A 19,645-nucleotide genomic window follows, 5' to 3' on the forward strand; every position below is an offset into this window, starting at 1 on the left:
TAATGGCGGCGAAATCCCGCCATCTTCCTCCCTTGCGATCGCGACCTATATCTATGACCTCCCTGCGTTGGATTGGCTGTTGCCTGTTGTTGCCCCTGCTTGCCGCCTGCGGCAAACCCGAGACCGTACCCGTACACGCCGTACCTGTATTGGTGGAGCATCCGGCTGGCAATGGCGGGGTGGCCATTGGTGCCTATCCCGGCGAGGTACGCGCGCGTGAGGAAGCCGCGCTGTCCTTCCGCGTTGGCGGCAAGCTGCTGCGGCGCGAGGTGGACGCCGGCCAGCGGGTGAAAAAGGGCCAGTTGCTGGCCGAACTCGACGTGGCCGACTACAACCTGCAGGCACGCGCGGCGCAGGCACAGTTCGCTGCCGCCGAGGCGGATCTGGTGCGTGCCCGTGATGAGCACAAGCGCTACCAGGCGCTGGCGAGCCAGCAGCTGGTCAGCCAGTCGGCGCTGGACGCACAGACGGCGGCCTTGAAGGCGGCGCAAGGCCAGGCCGATGCGGCGCGGGCCAATCTGGATGTGGCCCGCAACCAGTCCGCGTATGCCCAGCTGCATGCGCCCGAGGACGGCATGATCGCCAGCCGCGAGGCCGAGGCCGGGCAGGTGGTCGCGGCCGGACAGACCATTTACACGATGGCCGCTGACGGTGCCCGCGAAGTCGCGATCGCGCTGCCGGAAAGCGTCATCCGCGATTTCAGCGTCGGCCAGGCCGTCGAAGTGGAGTTGTGGAACCAGCCGGGCAAGCACCTGGCCGGCAGCATCCGCGAGATCGCCGCCGCCGCCGATCCGCAGGCACGTACCTATGCCGCCCGCGTCAGCCTGGCGGCCGATGCGCTGAATTCGGTGGAACTGGGCCAGAGCGCGCGGGTCTTCATTGCCCACGGCAAGAACGGCGTGATGAGCGTGCCGCTGTCTGCGGTGCAGGCCGGCAAGCAGCCGCAGCAGGCCAGCGTCTGGGTGGTGAACCCGGCCGATGGCAAGTTGCAGGCGCGTGCGGTGACGTTGGGTGCCTATGGCCCGGAAACCGTACCGGTGCTGCAGGGTTTGAAAGCCGAGGACTGGGTGGTGGCCGCCGGTGGCCATCTGCTGCGCGAAGGCCAGCCGGTGACTGCGGTGGACAGGAGTAACAGGCCCATTGAACTTGGCGCACCGAAGAAGGCTGCGTCGGAGGGCTCGCGATGAGCCTGTCGAAATCTTGTATGTGCGACAGCTTCGCCCTTCCCTCTGCCGGGGAAGGGGACGGGATGGGGGCTGACGCACGCGGCAATGCCGAGCGGCGCTGGACCCGCGCTGAAAAGGGGACTGAGGCGTGAAACGCTTCAATCTCTCCGAATGGGCGCTCGGTAACCGCCCGCTGGTGCTGTTCATGATGATCGCCATGGCGATCATCGGTGCCTGGTCGTACAAACACCTGGGACAGTCCGAAGATCCGCCGTTCACCTTCAAGGCGATGGTGGTGCAGACCATGTGGCCCGGCGCCACCGCCGAGCAGGTGTCCAAGCAGGTCACCGAGCCGATTGAAAAGGCGTTGATGAACACCGGTGAGTTCGAGTTCATCCAGGCCTATTCGCGCCCGGGTGAGTCGCAGGTGATCTTCATGGCGCGCGACTCGATGCCGTCCAAGGATGTGCCCGAGCTGTTCTACCAGGTGCGCAAGAAGGTGGGCGACATCCAGTCGCAGCTGCCGGCCGAAGTGATCGGGCCATTCTTCAACGATGAATTCGGCGACACTTTCGGCAATATCTATGCGTTGACCGGCAAGGGCTTCGACTATGCGCTGATGCGCGACTACGCCGACCGCATCCAGCTGCAGCTGCAGCGGGTGGACGACGTGGGCAAGGTCGACCTGATCGGCCTGCAGGACGAGAAGGTTTGGATCCAGTTGTCCAACACCAAGCTGGCCACGCTGGGCGTGTCGATGCAGCAGGTGCAGCAGGCCTTGGCGCAACAGAACGCCATCGCCCCGGCCAGCTGGTTTGAAACCCCGACCGACCGCGTGCAGCTGCGCGTCAGCGGCCAGTTCACCTCGGTCGAAGACATCCGCAACTTCCCGATCCAGGCTGGCGAGCGCACGGTGCGGCTGGGCGATATCGCCGAGGTGAAGCGCGGCTTCGCCGATCCGGCCTCGGCCAAGATGCGCTTCATGGGCGAGGATGCCATCGGCATTGCCGTGGCGATGAAGAGCGGTGGCGACATCCTCAAGCTGGGCAAGACCCTGGACAGTGAGTTCGAGCAGCTGCAGAAGACGCTGCCAGCCGGTATGCAGCTGCGCAAGGTTTCCGACCAGCCGCATGCGGTGAAGGAATCGGTAGGCGAATTCGTCAAGGTGCTGACCGAGGCGGTGGTGATCGTGCTGCTGGTGAGCTTCTTCTCGCTGGGTTGGCGCACCGGTCTGGTGGTGGCGGTGTCGATCCCGCTGGTGCTGGCGATGACCTTCTTCGTCATGCATCAGTTCGACATCGGCCTGCACAAGATCTCGCTGGGCGCTTTGGTGCTGGCGCTGGGTCTGCTCGTGGATGACGCGATCATCGCGGTGGAAATGATGGCCACCAAGATGGAGCAGGGCTACGACCGCCTGCGTGCGGCCAGCTTTGCCTGGACATCCACCGCCTTCCCGATGCTGACCGGCACGCTGATCACCGCCGCCGGTTTCCTGCCGATTGCCACGGCGGCATCGAGTACCGGTGAATACACGCGTTCGCTGTTCCAGGTGGTGACCATCGCGCTGGTGGTGTCATGGATTGCCGCGGTGCTGTTCATTCCCTACCTCGGCGACAAGATGCTGCCGGACCTGCACAACCCGCAGCCGCCCAAGCCGGGCAGTATTGCCGGGCGCTGGCATGCGCTGCGTCTGCGCTGGGCTGATCGCAACCCGGCGCTGGCCAACGTGATCAAGCCCAAGGAACTGGCGCACGACCATGACCCGTACAAGAGCGCGTTCTACCAGCGCTTCCGTGGCTTCCTGGATGCCTGCCTGCGCCGCCGCTGGCTGGTGATCTTGGCCACTGCCGGCTTGTTCGTGTTCTCGCTGGTGATCTTCCGCTTCGTGCCGCAGCAGTTCTTCCCGGATTCCACCCGGCCCGAGCTGATGGTGGATATCGAACTGGCCGAAGGCGCGTCGTTGACCGCCACCCAGGCGCAGGCGCAGAAGTTCGAGGCGCTGATCAAGGGCCACAAGGGCGTGGCCAACTTCGTCGGCTACGTCGGCAATGGTTCGCCGCGCTTCTACCTGCCGTTGGACCAGCAGCTGCCAGCAACCAACTTCGCCCAGTACGTGGTGCTGGCCGAAGACACCAAGGCACGCGAGGAGCTGCGTGATTGGATGTTGAAGGAAGTGGTGCCCAAGTTCGGTGACGTGCAGCTGCGCGTGACGCGCCTGGAGAACGGCCCGCCTGTGGGTTACCCGGTGCAGTTCCGCGTCTCCGGCGAGCATATCGAGCGGGTGCAGGCCATTGCCGCGCAGGTCGCCGACAAGGTGCGGCAGAACCCGCATACCACCAACGTCAACCTCAACTGGAGCGAGCCGAGCAAGGTGGTACGGCTGGTGGTGGACCAGGACCGGGCCCGCGTCTTGGGTGTGAGCAGTGCGCAGATCGCACAGTTCCTGACCAGTGCGCTGTCGGGCATGAGCGTGAGCACCTACCGCGAAGGCAACCGCCAGATCGGCATGCTGCTGCGCGGGCCGGACGATGAGCGCGCGCGCCTGGACATGCTGGGCAGCCTGGCCATCCCCACCGCCAGCGGCAAGGCGGTGTCCTTGTCGCAGGTGGCCAAGCTGGAGTACGCCTTCGAGGACGGCATCATCTGGCACCGCGACCGTCTGCCCACGGTCACGGTGCGTGCCGATATCGGCGACAGCATGCTGCCGGTAGGCGTGGTCGAGCAGATCCTGCCAACCCTGGACGAGATCCGTGACGCCCTGCCCAGCGGCTATCTGCTGGAAACCGGTGGCACGGTGGAGGATTCGGCGCGTGGCCAGAACTCGATCAAGGCCGGCATGCCGCTGTTCCTGGTGGTGGTGGCGACGCTGCTGATGGTGCAGCTGCGCAGCTTCTCGCGGGCGGCGATGGTGTTCATCACCGCGCCGCTGGGCATCATTGGTGCCACCTGGTTCCTGCTGTTGTTCCAGGCCCCGTTCGGTTTCGTGGCGATGCTGGGCACGATTGCGCTGGCCGGCATGATCATGCGCAACTCGGTGATCCTGATCGACCAGATCCAGCAGGACATCGATGCCGGCCACGACCGCTGGCACGCCATCATCGATGCCACCGTGCGCCGCTTCCGCCCGATCGTGCTGACCGCACTGGCGGCGGTACTGGCGATGATCCCGCTGTCGCGCAGCGCCTTCTATGGCTCGATGGCGATCTCGATCATGGGCGGGCTGATCGTCGGCACGGTGTTGACCCTGGTATTCCTGCCGGCCCTGTATGCGGCCTGGTTCCGGGTGCGCCCGGATGAGGCCACGCACTGAGTTGGGCAACCGCTGACGCTGGCCGAGTGATCGGCCAGCGTAAGAAATGGCGATGGATTTCACGGTTGGGATGGTAGATTGGCGCCGTCGGCGGGGGAGCCGGCGCGACCTGCGGAGGCGGGTTTGTCCAGACGCCAGAGGTTTTTCGACGTCATGCCTGCAATGCCCGCCGGCCACAAACGGTGGGTGGCGCTGCTGTGGGCGTTGCTCGCATGCGCCCTGCTATGGGTCAGCGGCGCGCCGCTGGCGTTGGCGGCACGGCATACCGTGGCAGGCTGGGGTATGGAGCAGGGGCTGCCGCACAATCTGGTGCAGTCGGTGGCGCAGGGCAGTGACGGCTTCATCTGGCTGGGCACCTGGGAGGGTGTGGTCCGCTTCAACGGCCGCAGCTTCACTGTGTTCGACCGCCAGAACACCCCGGGGGTCGAGCTGTCGGGTGTGTCGAAAATCGTGCCCGAGGCCGATGGCGCAGTGCTGTTCGGCACGATTTCCGATGGCGTCTATCGTTATCACCGTGGTCGCTGGGAGGCACTGGGTGGTGCCGATGCACGGCACCTGTCGGTCAGCGCCTTGCTGCGCGATCGCTCCGGCGGCTTGTGGATAGGCGCAAAAGAAAAACTATTGAGATTGCTGCCCTCCGGTCAGCTGCTGGATGCCGGCAGTGCGCTTGGCCTGCCGGAAGTGCCCATCACCGCATTGCGTAGCGGTGCGGACGACACGCTGCTGGTGGCCACCGAGAAGGGCGTGTACGAGCTGCGGCTGGGGCGGCTGAGCGCATGGAACGACACCGCCGGCTGGGTAGTGCGCGACCTGCTCGATGACGGCCATGGCGGCTGGGTGGTTGCGGCCGACGATGGTGTCCATTGGTTGCGCGGCAACGGCCAGCGCCAACATCTATTGCCGGGCGAGCGGGTGGACGCCTTACGCCTGGACAGCAGCGGCGCACTTTGGCTGAGCCTGTCAGCCGGGCGGCTGGTGCATTGGAATGCAGGCACCATCGAACGGATCGCGGTCCCGGGGCAGGTCAGCCCGGCCCTGATGATCGATCAGGAAGGCCTGGTCTGGGCGGGCAGTACCGATGGTCTGTTCCGTATCGATGAAGGCGCCGCGCGCGGGCTGACCAGCGAGGACGGCCTGGGCTCGGATTATGTGCGCGCGCTGATCCAGTCGGCCAATGGTGATGTCTGGATCGGCCACTCCGAAGGACTGGACCGGATGCGCGGTGATGCCATCAGCCACGTGCGCTTGCTGCCCGGCAACGGTCGTGACGCGTCGGTGCTGGCGCTGGCCATGCGCGATGGCAACGTGTGGGCAGGCACTTACAACCAGGGCGTGTTTCGACTGGATGGCAGCGGCCGTGTCATGCAGCAGATCCGCTTGCCCGGTACGGTGCAGCCGCTGGTGCGCAGCCTGCTCAGTGAAGGTGATGGCAGTCTGTGGATAGGCAGCTCGGAAGGCCTGTTCCATTACCAGCAGGGGCAGCTGCGCCATTACGGCCTGGACGAAGGCCTGCCGGGCCTGGCGGTGCACGCCTTGTACCGCGACCCGGCCGGCGTGCTGTGGATTGGCACCAATGACGGTGTGGCCAGCCTGAACCCTGATGGCAAGCTGCAGGGATGGTCGGCCGATCTGGATTTCCCGGCACGCTATGTTTTCGATTTCCTCGGCGACGACAACGGCGACCTGTGGATGGCCACCGACCATGGCCTGCTGCGCAAGCGCGGGCTGGACATCACCGTGTTCGACCATCGCAACGGTCTGCCACGGGACAAGATATTCCGCGTGATCGATGACGGTGACGGTCATCTTTGGCTGCCCAGCAACCAGGGCGTGTTCCGGCTGGACAGGCAGGACCTGATTGCCGTGGCCGCAGGCGCGCGCACCCATCTTGCAGTGCAGGTGCTGGACCATACCGACGGCATGCCCAGCAGCCAAGGCAATGGCGCCTCGTCGCCGGCAGGCTGGCTCACCCACAAGGGGGAACTGCTGTTTCCCACCGGCGGTGGCTTGGCGGTGATCGACCCGCAGCGGGTGGATGGCAATACCCGCTTCCGCAAGTTTCCGGTCGTCATTGAAAGCGTGGTGGTCGATGGTGATCCACAGCCATTGCGCAGCGGCTATGGGCTGCCGGCCGGGGTGGAACGTATTGCCGTGGCCTATAGCGGGCTGGGTTTCCGCGCACCGGACAAGATGCGTTATCGCTATCGAATGGAAGGCTTTGACACCGCTTGGGTGGATGCGGGCAGCCGCATCGAAGCTGTCTACACCAATCTGCCGCCAGGACAGTACCGGCTGCGGATCCAGGCGATGTCGTTGCCGTTGGATTGGGAAAATACCAGCCGTGGTGGCGAGGCGGTGCTGAACCTGGACATCGCCGCACCGCTTTGGCAGCGGCCTTGGGTGCGCTGGTTGAGTGGGCTGGCATTGCTGGCCTTGTTGCTGCTGTTGCTGGGCTGGCGCACCACCAGCTACCGGCTGCGGCAGAAGCGGCTGAACAATGAAATCGCTGCGCGCACGCAGGAACTGAGCGAAAAGAACCGCGCGCTGGAACAGGCCGATTTCGAACGCGCCAGCCTGTTGCAGCGGCTGGAACACCAGGCCATGCACGACGCGCTGACCGGCTTGCCCAACCGCCGTGCCGGCGATGCCTGTCTACAGAATGCCTTGTCGCAGGCAGCGGCCAACGGCGCGCCGCTGAGCGTCGCGTTGATCGACGTTGATCACTTCAAGCAGATCAACGACCGCTTCGGCCACGATGCCGGCGACCAGGTGTTGCGCGATATCGCCAGTCTGCTGCAGTTGCGGCTGGACAAGGGCCAGTTTGTGGCCCGCCATGGTGGTGAGGAGTTCCTGGTGGTGATGCCGGGCCTGTCATTGCAGGACGCGGTGACGGTGCTGCAGGAACTGCGCATGCGGCTGGCACGGCTGCGCTTTGAAGAAGTGGATGCGGAAGTCAGCGTGACCGTCAGCATCGGTGTTGCCGCGCTGGGGCCAGGGCAGAACACCGGGCGTACGCTGTTGGCAGCGGCGGACCGGCAGCTGTATCGCGCCAAGCGCGAAGGACGCAACCGGGTGCTGTCGTGATGCTGCTGCAGCGGTGCCGGTAGGCAGCGCTGCAACAGCAAGTGCAGGCGCGGCAGGACTCAGTACAGGCCCTGCGCAAGCATTGCGTCGGCAACCTTGACGAAGCCGGCGATGTTGGCGCCATCGACATAATTGACGCTGCCATCGGCACGCACGCCGTGATGCACGCAGTTGGCGTGGATCTCTTTCATGATCACGTGCAGGCGTTCATCGACATCGGCGTGGCGCCAGGACAGGCGCAAGGCGTTCTGGCTCATCTCCAACCCTGATGTGGCCACGCCACCGGCGTTGCTGGCCTTGCCCGGTGCATACAGCGTGCCGGCCTGCAGGAAGACATCCACCGCTTCCAGCGTGGACGGCATGTTCGCGCCTTCGGCCACGCACAGCACGCCGTTGTGCACCAGGGTACGTGCGTCGTTTTCGTCCAGTTCGTTCTGGGTGGCGCAGGGCAGGGCGATGTCGGCCGGGATGTGCCAGGGCCGGCGGTCGGCAAGGAACTCGAAGCGGGCATCGTCGGCCAGCTCGGACAGGCGGCCGCGCTGCTCGTTCTTCAGCACCATCACTTCCTGCAGGCCCTGCTCGTCAAAACCATCGCGTGCATACAGGGTGCCGCCGGAGTCGGAGAAGGTCAGCACCTTGGCGCCGAGTTCGCTGGCCTTGATTGCCGCGTACTGGGCCACGTTGCCCGAGCCCGAAATCAGTACCTTGGCACCCTGGGTCTGGCGCTTGGCATGGTGCAGCATCTGCTCGACGAAGTAGACCGTGCCGAAGCCGGTGGCCTCCGGGCGCATCAGGCTGCCGCCGTAGGCCAGGCCCTTGCCGGTGAACACACAGGCTGCATCGTTGCTGAGCTTTTTCATCATGCCGGCCATGAAGCCGACTTCGCGCGCACCCACGCCGATATCACCGGCCGGCACGTCGGTATCCGGGCCCAGATGGCGGTACAGCTCCAGCATCAGCGCCTGGCAGAAGCGCATCACCTCGCCATCGCTCTTGCCCTTGGGGTCGAAGTCCGAGCCGCCCTTGCCACCGCCCATCGGCAGCGTGGTCAGCGCGTTCTTGAAGGTCTGCTCGAAGGCCAGGAATTTCAGGATGGACAGGTTCACCGAGGGGTGGAAACGCATGCCGCCCTTGAACGGACCAATCGCCGAGCTGTGCTGCACGCGCCAGGCGCGGTTGACGTGGGTTTGCCCCTTGTCATCTGCCCAGGCAACGCGGAACTGGATGACCCGCTCCGGCTCGACCAGACGCTCCAGCAACCCGTATTGCGTGTATTTCGGGTTCCGCTGCAGGAACGGCCACAGACTGTGGGCCACTTCCTTCACTGCCTGCAGGAACTCGGATTGGTTGGGGTCGCGCTTGGCCACATGGGCCAGGAAGTCGTCGGGGGTACGGTAGTTCAAGGTCATTCCTTTGTTGTTGCGGGACCTGAAGCAACAGGTCCAATGAAGAAACGGCGTGGTATCCACCTGCGGGAATGGCCCGCAAAAAACTGGCCCGCAAGAAAAAGACGCGGCCAAGGGCCGCGTCGCGTTGCTTCAGTGCAGCTGCGCAAGCACGGCCTGGCCGGCTTGCTGGGTGCTGAGCGCCTGGCCTTGCGCGGCCAGGTCAGCGGTGAACTGACCGGCATCAAGTGCGGCGCTTACCGCCTGCTCGATGGCGGCCGCTTCGTCCTCCAGCCCCAGCGAGTGACGCAGCAACATGGCCGCGCTCAGGATGGTGGCGTAGGGATTAGCGATACCCTTGCCGGCGATGTCCGGCGCCGACCCGTGGATGGGCTCATAGATGCCGACCTTGCCCTGTTCGCCCAGCGAGGCCGAGGGCAGCAGGCCCAGCGAGCCGGCCAGCATCGAGGCTTCGTCGGTGAGGATGTCGCCGAACATGTTCTCGGTGACGATCACATCGTAGACGCGCGGCTTGGCGATCAGGTGCATGGCCATCGAATCGACCAGCTGGTGTTCCAGCTCGACGTCCGGGAATTCTTCGCGGCCGATGCGGGTGGCGATGTCACGCCACAGGCGCGAGGTTTCCAGCACATTGGCCTTGTCCACCGAGGTCAGTTTGCCGCGCCGGGCCTGGGCCAGGCGGAAGGCGCTGCGCAGCACACGTTCGATCTCGACCGTGGTGTAGCGGCACAGGTCGCTGGCGCTGTCGGCGTCGCGGGTCTTGTCGCCGAAGTAGATGCCGCCGGTCAGCTCGCGCACGACCACGAAGTCGACGTCCTTGAGCAGCTCCGGCTTGATCGGCGAGGCATTGAGCGCCGCCGGGTGGGTGCGCACCGGGCGCAGATTGGCGAACAGGCCCAGCGCCTTGCGGATGGCCAGCAGGCCTTGTTCCGGACGCACCTTGGCATTCGGGTCGGACCACTTCGGGCCACCCACGGCGCCCAGCAGGACCGCATCGGCCTTGCTGCAGGCGTCCAGCGTGGCAGCCGGCAGCGGCTCGCCGTGCTTGTCGATGGCGATGCCGCCGATGTCGTATTCGCTGAAGCTGAAACTGTGGCCGAAGCGGGTGGCGATGGCATTGAGCACGTCAACGGCAACGGTGGTGATTTCAGGACCGATGCCGTCACCCGGCAGTACGACGATGTTGGCTTGCATGTAAGGGTTCCGGTTGCTGTTTTTGTTTTTAAAGCCCCTCTCCCTGCGGGAGAGGGGTTGGGGAGAGGGTAGGGAGCATCGCGCAGTGCTTGGCCATGCGAGGCTTCGCCCTAACCCTCATCCGCCCCTGCGGGGCACCTTCTCCCGAAGGGAGAAGGAAAGCACTAGGCTGCCTGCGCAGCCTCATACCGCTCGATCTCATCCGCACGCCCCAACAACCAACCCAGCTGGTCCACACCTTCCAACAGACAGGTCTGCGAGAAGCCATCCAGCGGGAAGCTATAGGTCTTGCCGCTGGAAGTACGCAGCTCGCGCGCCGCCACATCCACGGTCAGTTCGTCGTCCGGGTTCTGCATCAGTTCCTGCACGTCGGCTTCGTCCAGCACGATCGGCAGCAGGCCGTTCTTCAGCGAATTGCCACGGAAGATGTCGGCGATCTCGCTGCTGACAATCGCCTGCAGGCCCAGGTCGGTCAATGCCCACGGCGCATGCTCGCGCGAAGAACCACAACCGAAGTTGCGCCCGGCCAGCAGGATGGCGCGGCCCTGGTTATGCGGCTGGTTGAAGGCGAACTCGGCGTTCGGCGTGCCATCGGCCTGCCAGCGCCAGTCATTGAATGCGTTCTTGCCCAGGCCGGCACGCTCGGTGGTGGACAGGAAGCGCGCCGGGATGATCTGGTCGGTGTCGATATTGGTCTGGCGCAGCACCACGCTGCGCGAAACGATGCGGGTCAGTGCGGCCATCAGTACAGCTCCAGTACGTAGCCCTTCTCCCACCGGGAGAAGGTGGCGCGCAGCGCCGGATGAGGGTGGGCTTGTGCAACGGCCATCACGCCACCTCCTTGGCAAACAGATCGCGGGTATCGGCAACGCGGCCATTGACCGCAGCCCAGGCTGCGCTCATCGGCGAGGCCAGCAAGGTGCGCGAGCCCGGGCCCTGGCGGCCTTCGAAATTGCGGTTGCTGGTGCTCACGGCCAGCTGGCCGGGGGCAACCAGATCGCCATTCATGGCGATGCACATCGAGCAGCCAGGCTCGCGCCATTCGGCACCGGCGGCACGCACGATGTCGTGGATGCCTTCGGCCTCGGCATCGCGCTTGACGATCTCCGAACCCGGCACCACCAGCATGCGCACGCCATCGGCAACGCGGCGACCGCGCAGCACCTGCGCCACTTCGCGCATGTCGCTGAGGCGGCCATTGGTGCAGGAACCGACGAACACCACGTCCACCGGCGTACCGATCAGGGCGTGGCCGGCTTCGAGCTTCATGTAGTCCAGGCCTTTCTGCGCGGCGGCATCGTTGGCGGCCGGGATCGGCGCGTCAACCGCAATCGCGGTGCCCGGGTGCGTGCCCCAGGTCAGGGTCGGGCGGATGTCGGCGGCATCGATATTCACTTCGACATCGAAGCGTGCGCCGTCGTCGCTGGCCAACGAGGACCAGTACGCAACGGCCTTGTCGAAGTCGGCGCCCTTGGGGCCGCGCGGGGTCTTGGCGACCCAGTCGAAGGTGACCTGGTCCGGTGCGACCATGCCGGCGCGGGCACCGGCTTCGATCGACATGTTGCACAGGGTCATGCGCTGTTCCATGTCCATCGCACGGATCGCCGAGCCACGGAACTCCAGCACATGGCCGGTGCCGCCGTTGACGCCGATCACGCCGATGATGTGCAGCACCACGTCCTTGGCGCCGACACCCGGGGCCAGCTTGCCGTCCACAGTGATCGCCATCGTTTTGGCTTTGCGCTGCAGCAGGCACTGCGTGGCCAGTACGTGGCCGACTTCGCTGGTGCCGATACCGAAGGCCAGCGAGCCGAAGGCACCGTGGGTGGAAGTGTGGCTGTCACCACAGACGATGGTCATGCCCGGCTGGGTGAAGCCCTGCTCCGGTGCGATGACGTGGACGATGCCGCGGCTGGCCGAGGCCATGTCGAACAGCTCGATGCCGTATTCGGCGCAGTTCCGGGCCAGGGTTTCGACCTGCGCTTCGGAGGCCTTGCTGGCATAGGGCAGCTTGCCATCGGGGCCGGCCGGCAAGGTCGGCGTGGAGTGGTCCATCGTCGCCTTGGTGCGGTCGGTGCGGCGCGGCTTCAGGCCACGCGCACGCAGTTCGGTGAAGGCCTGCGGCGAGGTCACTTCGTGGATCAAGTGCAGGTCGACATACAGCACGGCCGGTGCGTTGTCGGACTCGGGGACCACGACGTGCGCGTCCCACAGCTTGTCATACAGGGTTTTGGGTGCGGAGCTCATCAGTACGTTCCGTTGCCTATGTTCTGCCGTCGCGCTCAGGCGCTGACGGCTTCCTCGGTCTTGCTGCCTTCACGCTGGCGCAGCAGGCGGTTGGTGACATCCAGCCAGGCCAGCGCGCTGGCCTCGATGATGTCGCGGCTGGTGCCGGTGCCTTCGAGGATCTCGCCTTCGTGGCGCACGCTCAGGTTGGCTTCGCCACGTGCATCGGCGCCGATGCCGACACTGTGCACGTGGTAGCTGTCCAGGCTCAGCTGGATGCCGGTGGCCGCCGACAGCGCCGAGAACAATGCATCGACCGGGCCATCGCCCTGCGCGGTTTCGGCCACGCGGTTGCCTTCCGGATCGGACAGCTCAACCAGTGCGTTGGCGCGGCTGCCAACATCGCTGATGGTCATCGAGGCCAGGCGGTAGCCGTCGCTGCTGGAGGTGCCCTGCATCAGGGTCTGCAGGTCGGCGTCGGTGACCACGCGCTGCTGCTCGCACAGCGCCTTGAACTGTTCGAAGATCAGCTTCAGTTCTTCTTCTTCCAGCCAGAAGCCCAGCGCACGCAGGCGTGCTTCGACCGCTGCGCGACCGCTGTGGCGGCCCAGCACCATCTGCGAGGATTCCCAACCCACGTCTTCCGGACGCATGATTTCGTAGGTGTTGCGGTTGCGCAGCATGCCGTGCTGGTGGATGCCCGACTCATGCGCGAAGGCATTGGCACCGACGATGGCCTTGTTGCGCTGGACCGGCATGCCGACCAAGCGCGACAGCAGCTGCGAGGTTGGCACGATGCGCTGGGTGTCGAAGCCGGTGTCGAAGTTGTAGAAGGCATTGCGCACCTTCAGCACCATCGCGACTTCTTCCAGCGCGCAGTTGCCGGCGCGCTCGCCGATGCCATTGATCGAGCCTTCCACCTGGCGTGCGCCGCCTTCGATGGCGGCCAGCGAGTTGGCCACGGCCAAGCCCAGGTCGTTGTGGCAGTGGGTGCTGAAGATCACCTTGTCGGCACCGGCGGCATTGCCGATCACGTGCTGGAACATGGCGCGGATTTCTTCCGGCGTGGTGAAGCCGACGGTATCGGGCAGGTTGATGGTGCGTGCGCCGGCGGCAATGGCCACCTGGGTGACTTCGGTCAGGAAGTCCAGTTCGGTGCGGGTGGCGTCTTCGGCGGAGAACTCGATGTCATCCAGATAGCCACGCGCCATGCTCACATGCTTGTGCACCGATTCCAGCACCTGCTCCTTGCTGATGCGCAGCTTGTGCTCGCGGTGCAGCGGACTGGTGGACAGGAACAGATGCAGGCGCGGGCGCGCAGCGGCTTCCAGTGCCTTGACCGAGGTTTCGATATCGCCGGCCAGGCAGCGCGACAGCACTGCCAGGACCGGCTGGCGTACCTCGCGGCCGATCAAGGCCATCGCTTCGCGGTCGGACTGCGAACTTGCGGGGAAACCGGTTTCGATCACGTCCACGCCCAGTTCCGCCAGCGCCCTTGCCATCACCAGCTTCTGCGGTGGGGTCATGCTGCAGCCGGGTGATTGCTCACCGTCACGCAGGGTCGTGTCGAAGATGGTAATTCGCGGGGTGTTGTTGGTTGGAGTATTCACCAGAGGGTCTCCTCGACTGCGGCGGTAACGGAAATTTGGGGGGATTCGGATTTGGTATTGCGCTGTGTCGATGCAACGACACGGCTTCTAAGTCGTTCGGCGTTACGCCGTCGAGGTTTGCGTGGCGGGCTGGGGCGGACTTCAGACAACAAGGTCGACAATACCGTGGCATCGATGTTGCCGCCGGACACCACTGCGCATTTACGCTTGCCGGAAACACGGCGACCGGCAGCCAATGCCAGTGCGCCGGCACCTTCGGCGATGACGTGTTCTTCCAGTGCCAGCCGCACCAGGGTTTCGCGCAGTTCGGCCTCACGCACGATGACCACATCGTCCAGCAGGCTGGCGCACAGGCGGCGGGTGATGAAGCCGGGGATTTTCACCTTGACGCCATCGGCCAGCGTCGGCACCGGGTCGATCTCGCGCACGTCGCCCTTGATCGCACGCGCCATCGAGTCGACGCCTTCAACCTGCGCGCCGATGATGCGCACGCCCTGCGACTTCAACGCCAAGGCGACGCCGGAGGCCAGGCCGCCGCCACCGATCGGCACGATCACCACGTCCGGTGCATGCGGTGCCAGTTCGATGCCCAGCGTGCCCTGGCCGGCGATCACATCGGGATCGTCGAAGGCGGACAGGAAGCGGTAGCCGTTCTGCTCGGCCAGTTCGCGGGCGAAGGCAAAGGCTTCGTCATAGCTGTTGCCGTGCTGGCGCACGGTGGCGCCCCAATGCTGCACGCCGGCAATCTTGGTGGCCGGTGCGCCGTGCGGCATCACCGTGATGGCCTGCACGCCCAGCCGATGCGAAGCCCAGGCCACGCCCTGTGCATGGTTGCCGGCCGAGGCGCAGATCACCGGGCGCTCGTCACCACGCTCCAGCGCGGCCAACAACGCGTTCAGGGCGCCACGCACCTTGTAGGAACCGGTGCGCTGCAGGTTTTCCAACTTCAGCCAGGTGCCGAAACGCTCGGCGTAATGCAGCGGGGTAGGCGGCAGGAAACGGCGCAGGCGGGCCTGCGCGGCCAACACGTCGGCAACGCTGACGTTCAGGACGTCAGCGGGTGTTGCAACTGCGACGGGGCGGCCACGATCAGGCATGTACGTGGCCGTCACCGCAAACCTGCGAGCGCCCTGTCGGTTGCCCGCGTTGAAGAAGACCCCTCCGTTGCTTGCGGCGGCGTACTACCGGTACGCCACTTACATCGCTGTTCATACGCTGGCACCTGCTACCGGTACCACGCGCACCGAATCGCAGTCATAGATTTTCTGCAATTGATGGCACAGCGTTTCCAGTGGGCGCGTGCCATCGATGTCGATCTGCACGTGCCAGCGGCCGGCATCGTCGGCCTTGCGGGTGCCGGCGATGTTGCTGGCGGAAAAACCGCGACGCTCGACCATGCCGAGCACGCGCACCAGCGCGCCTTCGGCAGGCTTCAGCACCAGGTCAAGCCGGTATTGCATTGGAACTCTCCTGCGTTGCCTTGGCATGGGCCGGGTTGCTGTCCAGCATGGTGCTGTTGGCGTTGTTGGGTGGCACCAGCGGCCAGACGTTGGCGCGTGCGTCGATGGCCACGTGCAGCAGCATCGGGCCGGGCGCGTCGAACAGTTCGGCCAGGCCGTCCTCGACCTCGGCGCGGTCGACGATGCGCTTGGCCTTGATGCCGAACACCTGGGCCAGGGCGACGAAGTCCGGGTTGTCGGACAGATCGATCTCGCTGTAACGCTCTGCGTGGAACAGCTCCTGCCACTGGCGCACCATGCCCAGCGAGGAGTTGTCCAGCAGCACGATCTTGATCGGCAGCTTGCAGCGGGCGATGGTCACCAGCTCCTGCACGTTCATCATGAAGCTGCCATCGCCGGAAACCAGCACCACGGTGCGGTCGGGGCAGGCGAACTGCGCGCCCATCGCCGCCGGCAGGCCGAAGCCCATCGTGCCCAACGCACCAGAAGTGAGGTGGTTGCGCGGGTGGTTGAAGCGGCAATGCTGCGCCACCCACATCTGGTGCTGGCCGACATCGCAGGCGATGACGGTGTCGGGCGGTGCCACTTCGCTCAGCCGCTTCAGCAGGCGCGGCGCGTAGATCTGCTCGCCGGGAGCGTCATAGCGGGCGGTGAACTTTTCGCGGTTGGCCGCGCAGCGGGCGCGCCAGGCATTGCAGTTGGCTCGCTCGCCGATCAATGCCTGCAGGCCGTCGCGCACATTGCCCGGCAACGAGATGTCGGCACCACGCAGCTTGGAGATTTCATAGATATCCGCATCCAGGTGGATGACGCGGGCAAACGGCGCGAACTCGGTCAGCTTGCCGGTGGCACGGTCATCAAAACGTGCGCCGACCACGATCAGCAGGTCCGACTCCTGCACCGCCATGTTGGCGGCGCGGGTGCCGTGCATGCCCAGCATGCCCAGGTATTGCGGATGGTTGGCGGGCAGGGCACCCAGCCCGCGCAGGGTCAGCACGGTGGGGATGCCGGTGGCTTCGACGAACTGGCGGAACTCGCCTACCGCATCGGCCAGAGCGATACCGCCGCCGCCATAGATCACCGGCTTCTCGGCCTGGGCGATGGCTGCCAGAGCCTCGGCCAACGCCGCGGCCGCCGGTGCCGGAATCGGATCGACCGAGGCCGGCACGTGATCGGGCAGATGTGCGGCATTGGCCAACTGCACATCCTTGGGCAGGTCGATCAGCACCGGACCGGGCCGCCCTTCGCGGGCGACACGGAAGGCTTCGGCAACCACGTGGGGCAGGTCATCGACGCTGCGCACCAGCCAGCTGTGCTTGACGATCGGCAAGGTCATGCCGAACACATCCAGTTCCTGGAAGGCATCGGTACCCAGCAACGGGGTACCGACCTGGCCGGTCAGGCACACCATCGGTACCGAGTCGAGCATGGCATCGGCGATGCCGGTGACCAGGTTGGACGCACCCGGGCCGGAAGTGGCCACGCATACGCCTACCTTGCCGCTGGCGCGGGCGTACCCGTTGGCGGCCAGCGCCGCGCCCTGCTCGTGACGTACCAGGATGTGCTTGAGGCTGGAGTCCACCAATGCGTCATAGAACGGCATGATGGTGCCGCCCGGGTAACCGAACAGCGTTTGCACGCCTTCGGCTTCCAGGGCCTGCGTCAGCCAGCGTGCGCCGTTACGGGGCGCACCGGGGGTGGAAGTGTTCATGCAGCGACCTTTGCCAGTTGCGGGTGGGGGACCGCGGATTACGCAGTCTGACCTTGCAGCCAAACCATCTTGGCGCGCAGTTCCTTGCCAACCTTTTCGATCGGGTGCTCCATGTCGGCCTGCTGGAACTTCTTGTAGTTCGGCAGGCCGGCGTCGTACTCGGCTTCCCAGTTCTTGGTGAAGGTGCCGTTCTGGATGTCGGTCAGCACGTCCTTCATGCGTGCCTTCACCGATGCATCGATGACGCGCGGGCCGCTGACGAAGTCGCCGTACTGCGCGGTCTCGGAGATGAATTCCAGCATGCGGGTGATGCCGCCTTCGTAGAACAGGTCCACGATCAGCTTCAGTTCGTGCAGCACTTCGTAGTAGGCGATTTCCGGCTGGTAGCCGGCTTCCACCAGCGTTTCAAAGCCGGCCTGCACCAGCGAGGAAGCGCCGCCGCACAGCACGGCCTGCTCGCCGAACAGATCGGTTTCGGTTTCTTCCTTGAAGGTGGTCTTGATGATGTTGGCGCGTGCGCCGCCCAGGCCAGCGGCATAAGCCAGGGCGTACTGCTCGGCATTGCCGCTCTTGTCCTGGTAGACCGCGTAGATGCACGGCACGCCGCGGCCGATTTCATATTCGCGGCGGACCAGCGCGCCCGGGCCCTTCGGCGCGACCAGCACCACGTCCAGGTCGGCGCGCGGTTCGATCATGCCGAAATGCACGTTCAGGCCGTGCGCGAACAACAGGCAGGCACCCTGCTTCATGTTCGGTGCCAGCACCTCGTTGTACAGCTTCTTCTGCACCATGTCCGGGGTCAGTACGGCGACCAGGTCGGCGTCCTTGACCGCTTCGGCCGGGGTCTTGACGGTGAAGCCATCGGCCTGGGCCTTGACCTCGGTGGGGCCACCAGCGCGCAGGCCGACGATCACGTCGAAGCCGGATTCACGCAGGTTCATGGCATGGGCGCGGCCCTGGCTGCCGTAACCGACGACGGCGATTTTGATCTGGGGCAGTTCGTTGGTGCTCATGGTGCTTGGTTTCCTTGCGATGAAGAGAGACATGCAGAAAAAGAAACGGCCGTTGCGTCAGGACGCAGCGGCCGGGGCGGGCAGGGCAGACACCATGCAGGTCGCAGCGCTGCAAGTGGCAGCGTTGGCGGTGTGTTTGTTCAAGGTGTCTGGGGTCGAATACATGGTTTCAGATGAAATAGAAGCTGGAAACGAAAAACCCCGCGCCGGGGCCGGTGCGGGGTCTTTGTTCGAATCTGGCATTTTCTGCTACGCGCCAGCTCGCCCCGCCCCTGTAGGTTCGGTAATAAGTACGAGTACAAGCAGCGACGCCGCGGCGCGAGCCGGGGTCGAAGACAAGTTGGCGGTGGTGTTGTGGCGTTGCAGCATTAGTCGAGATAACCACCGCCGCCACGCGCTGTCAACGCTTGCAGGTGTGATTGTCTTGAACCACCGCGTAAACCCCGCCGTAGGGGCATGGTTGCGGCTGAAACCTCCACTGACGCCTGCGCGCAGTGTGCGGATTGCGCGGATTTGAACCATTAATAGGCACTTGAGTGAAGCGGGTGAAAGTTTTTCCCACGCCGATGATTGGATTGCGCCGCTTTTGCCGGTTTAACAAGTAAGGGCCTCTTTCTGCCGGCCCAGCCGGGGGAAACCATGACGCAATTAGTAGAGCAGGATGCCGCCTGCGCGGGCACCAACCGGTGTGGCGGGCACAGTGGCGCACCGATTACTGGCCTGGTGCAGCTGATGGGCCAGATCGATGGCTTGCCCGCGCCGCTGATCTATCGCAAGGGCTGGGCCCTGCTGGGCTATCTGGCGATGGAGTCCAATCGCATGCATTCGCGGGCGGCGCTGGCGGCACTGCTGTGGCCGACCCTGGGTGAGACCAGTGCGCTGACCAACCTGCGGCAGGTGCTGAGCAACCTCAATCGCTTCTGCTGCATGGCACTGGGCGCCGATATTCTGCGCATCGAGCGCTCGGCGGTGGGCCTGATGCGCGGCAGTGAGCCCATGTTCGATATCGACCTGCTGCATCTGGCGCCCTGCCAGTCGGTCTACCTGCTGGCCGAGCAACGGATATTCATGGACGGCATGGAGGACATTGCCGACTCCAATTTCCAATCCTGGCTGGAAGCCACAAGGCAGATGCTGGAGGCCCAGCTGATGGGCGCGGCCGAGCGCTGCTGCGATGAGATGCTGGAAACCTCGCGCTGGGAGCCGGCGATACAGCTGGCGCGCGCACTGAGCCAGCGCGATCCGTGGAATGAAGCGCATGCGCGACGGGTGATGCGCGCCCATGCCGGCGGCGGCATGCGCACGGCGGCGCTGAAGGTCTACCAGCGCTTCGAGTCGCTGCTGCGCAGCGAGCTGGGCCTGGACCCGGGCACGGAGACGCGGCAGCTGTTGGAGCAGATTGGTGGCCGGGCGACAAGCCCGCTCGCGGCGGCAAGCCTGGCGGCCGCGTGATGGGCTGAAGCGG

General features: G+C 65.2%; 14 protein-coding genes. 5 read left to right on the forward strand and 9 right to left on the reverse strand.

Annotation, left to right across the window (positions count from 1 at the left end):
* Positions 1 to 53 precede the first annotated feature (53 nt).
* From ABE493_RS06510 to ABE493_RS06520, 3 genes are all read left to right on the forward strand, one after another.
* Entirely contained in the window at positions 54 to 1,187 is a 1,134-nt protein-coding gene (locus ABE493_RS06510) for an efflux RND transporter periplasmic adaptor subunit (protein WP_346498131.1), read from the forward strand.
* A 127-nt stretch (positions 1,188 to 1,314) separates the two neighbouring features.
* A complete protein-coding gene (locus ABE493_RS06515) occupies positions 1,315 to 4,476 on the forward strand; it encodes an efflux RND transporter permease subunit (RefSeq protein WP_346498132.1) in 3,162 nt (1,053 codons plus the stop codon).
* A gap of 153 nt (positions 4,477 to 4,629) precedes the next feature.
* Entirely contained in the window at positions 4,630 to 7,560 is a 2,931-nt protein-coding gene (locus tag ABE493_RS06520) for a diguanylate cyclase (protein ID WP_346498133.1), read from the forward strand.
* Positions 7,561 to 7,619: 59 nt separating this feature from the next.
* Here the strand turns inward: ABE493_RS06520 and gdhA are convergent, their stop codons facing one another.
* The 9 genes from gdhA to ilvC all read right to left on the reverse strand — a co-directional run bounded on the left by gdhA (position 7,620) and on the right by ilvC (position 18,180).
* Positions 7,620 to 8,963: an NADP-specific glutamate dehydrogenase gene (gene gdhA, locus ABE493_RS06525; protein ID WP_346498134.1), complete on the reverse strand. Its 1,344-nt coding sequence runs from the start codon at positions 8,961 to 8,963 to the stop codon at positions 7,620 to 7,622.
* Between the two features lie 135 nt (positions 8,964 to 9,098).
* Positions 9,099 to 10,160, reverse strand: a complete 1,062-nt coding sequence (gene leuB, locus ABE493_RS06530) for a 3-isopropylmalate dehydrogenase (RefSeq protein ID WP_346498135.1) — start codon at positions 10,158 to 10,160, stop codon at positions 9,099 to 9,101.
* 164 nt (positions 10,161 to 10,324) lie between these two features.
* Complete coding sequence (gene leuD, locus ABE493_RS06535; RefSeq protein WP_346498136.1) at positions 10,325 to 10,903, reverse strand: 3-isopropylmalate dehydratase small subunit; 579 nt, start codon at positions 10,901 to 10,903, stop codon at positions 10,325 to 10,327.
* A gap of 85 nt (positions 10,904 to 10,988) precedes the next feature.
* A complete protein-coding gene (gene leuC, locus ABE493_RS06540; protein ID WP_346498137.1) occupies positions 10,989 to 12,407 on the reverse strand; it encodes a 3-isopropylmalate dehydratase large subunit in 1,419 nt (472 codons plus the stop codon).
* A gap of 35 nt (positions 12,408 to 12,442) precedes the next feature.
* Positions 12,443 to 13,996 (reverse strand): 2-isopropylmalate synthase, encoded by a 1,554-nt coding sequence (locus tag ABE493_RS06545; RefSeq protein ID WP_430980725.1) that lies wholly within the window; start codon positions 13,994 to 13,996, stop codon positions 12,443 to 12,445.
* On the reverse strand, positions 13,993 to 15,093 hold the full coding sequence (locus ABE493_RS06550; RefSeq protein WP_346498138.1) for a threonine dehydratase: 1,101 nt from the start codon (positions 15,091 to 15,093) through the stop codon (positions 13,993 to 13,995). The genes ABE493_RS06545 and ABE493_RS06550 overlap by 4 nt, the downstream gene beginning before the upstream one ends.
* Positions 15,094 to 15,204: 111 nt before the next feature.
* Positions 15,205 to 15,456, reverse strand: coding sequence for an ACT domain-containing protein (locus tag ABE493_RS06555; protein WP_346498139.1), 252 nt, complete (start codon positions 15,454 to 15,456; stop codon positions 15,205 to 15,207).
* Positions 15,440 to 17,167, reverse strand: a complete 1,728-nt coding sequence (ilvG, locus tag ABE493_RS06560; protein WP_346498140.1) for an acetolactate synthase 2 catalytic subunit — start codon at positions 17,165 to 17,167, stop codon at positions 15,440 to 15,442. Before ilvG ends, ABE493_RS06555 begins: the two co-directional genes overlap by 17 nt.
* Positions 17,168 to 17,205: 38 nt before the next feature.
* Positions 17,206 to 18,180: a ketol-acid reductoisomerase gene (gene ilvC, locus ABE493_RS06565; RefSeq protein ID WP_346498141.1), complete on the reverse strand. Its 975-nt coding sequence runs from the start codon at positions 18,178 to 18,180 to the stop codon at positions 17,206 to 17,208.
* Positions 18,181 to 18,211: 31 nt separating this feature from the next.
* Here ilvC and ABE493_RS06570 point away from each other — a divergent pair, with 31 nt between their 5' ends.
* A complete protein-coding gene (locus ABE493_RS06570; RefSeq protein ID WP_346498142.1) occupies positions 18,212 to 18,697 on the forward strand; it encodes a hypothetical protein in 486 nt (161 codons plus the stop codon).
* A gap of 122 nt (positions 18,698 to 18,819) precedes the next feature.
* Complete coding sequence (locus ABE493_RS06575; protein ID WP_346498143.1) at positions 18,820 to 19,632, forward strand: AfsR/SARP family transcriptional regulator; 813 nt, start codon at positions 18,820 to 18,822, stop codon at positions 19,630 to 19,632.
* Positions 19,633 to 19,645: the final 13 nt, after the last annotated feature.

The organism is Stenotrophomonas terrae (assembly GCF_039674165.1).
In the GTDB taxonomy this organism is placed as follows: domain Bacteria; phylum Pseudomonadota; class Gammaproteobacteria; order Xanthomonadales; family Xanthomonadaceae; genus Stenotrophomonas; species Stenotrophomonas terrae_A.

What these genes read in the sequence shown, in the direction of transcription:
- ABE493_RS06510 (WP_346498131.1), top strand. Translation starts at nt 54, where the DNA reads ATGACCTCCCTGCGTTGGATTGGCTGTTGCCTGTTGTTGCCCCTGCTT.
- ABE493_RS06520 (WP_346498133.1), top strand. Translation starts at nt 4,630, where the DNA reads ATGCCTGCAATGCCCGCCGGCCACAAACGGTGGGTGGCGCTGCTGTGG.
- leuB (WP_346498135.1), bottom strand. Translation starts at nt 10,160, where the DNA reads ATGCAAGCCAACATCGTCGTACTGCCGGGTGACGGCATCGGTCCTGAA.
- leuD (WP_346498136.1), bottom strand. Translation starts at nt 10,903, where the DNA reads ATGGCCGCACTGACCCGCATCGTTTCGCGCAGCGTGGTGCTGCGCCAG.
- leuC (WP_346498137.1), bottom strand. Translation starts at nt 12,407, where the DNA reads ATGAGCTCCGCACCCAAAACCCTGTATGACAAGCTGTGGGACGCGCAC.
- ABE493_RS06550 (WP_346498138.1), bottom strand. Translation starts at nt 15,093, where the DNA reads ATGCCTGATCGTGGCCGCCCCGTCGCAGTTGCAACACCCGCTGACGTC.
- ABE493_RS06555 (WP_346498139.1), bottom strand. Translation starts at nt 15,456, where the DNA reads ATGCAATACCGGCTTGACCTGGTGCTGAAGCCTGCCGAAGGCGCGCTG.
- ilvG (WP_346498140.1), bottom strand. Translation starts at nt 17,167, where the DNA reads ATGAACACTTCCACCCCCGGTGCGCCCCGTAACGGCGCACGCTGGCTG.
- ilvC (WP_346498141.1), bottom strand. Translation starts at nt 18,180, where the DNA reads ATGAGCACCAACGAACTGCCCCAGATCAAAATCGCCGTCGTCGGTTAC.
- ABE493_RS06570 (WP_346498142.1), top strand. Translation starts at nt 18,212, where the DNA reads ATGCAGAAAAAGAAACGGCCGTTGCGTCAGGACGCAGCGGCCGGGGCG.
- ABE493_RS06575 (WP_346498143.1), top strand. Translation starts at nt 18,820, where the DNA reads ATGACGCAATTAGTAGAGCAGGATGCCGCCTGCGCGGGCACCAACCGG.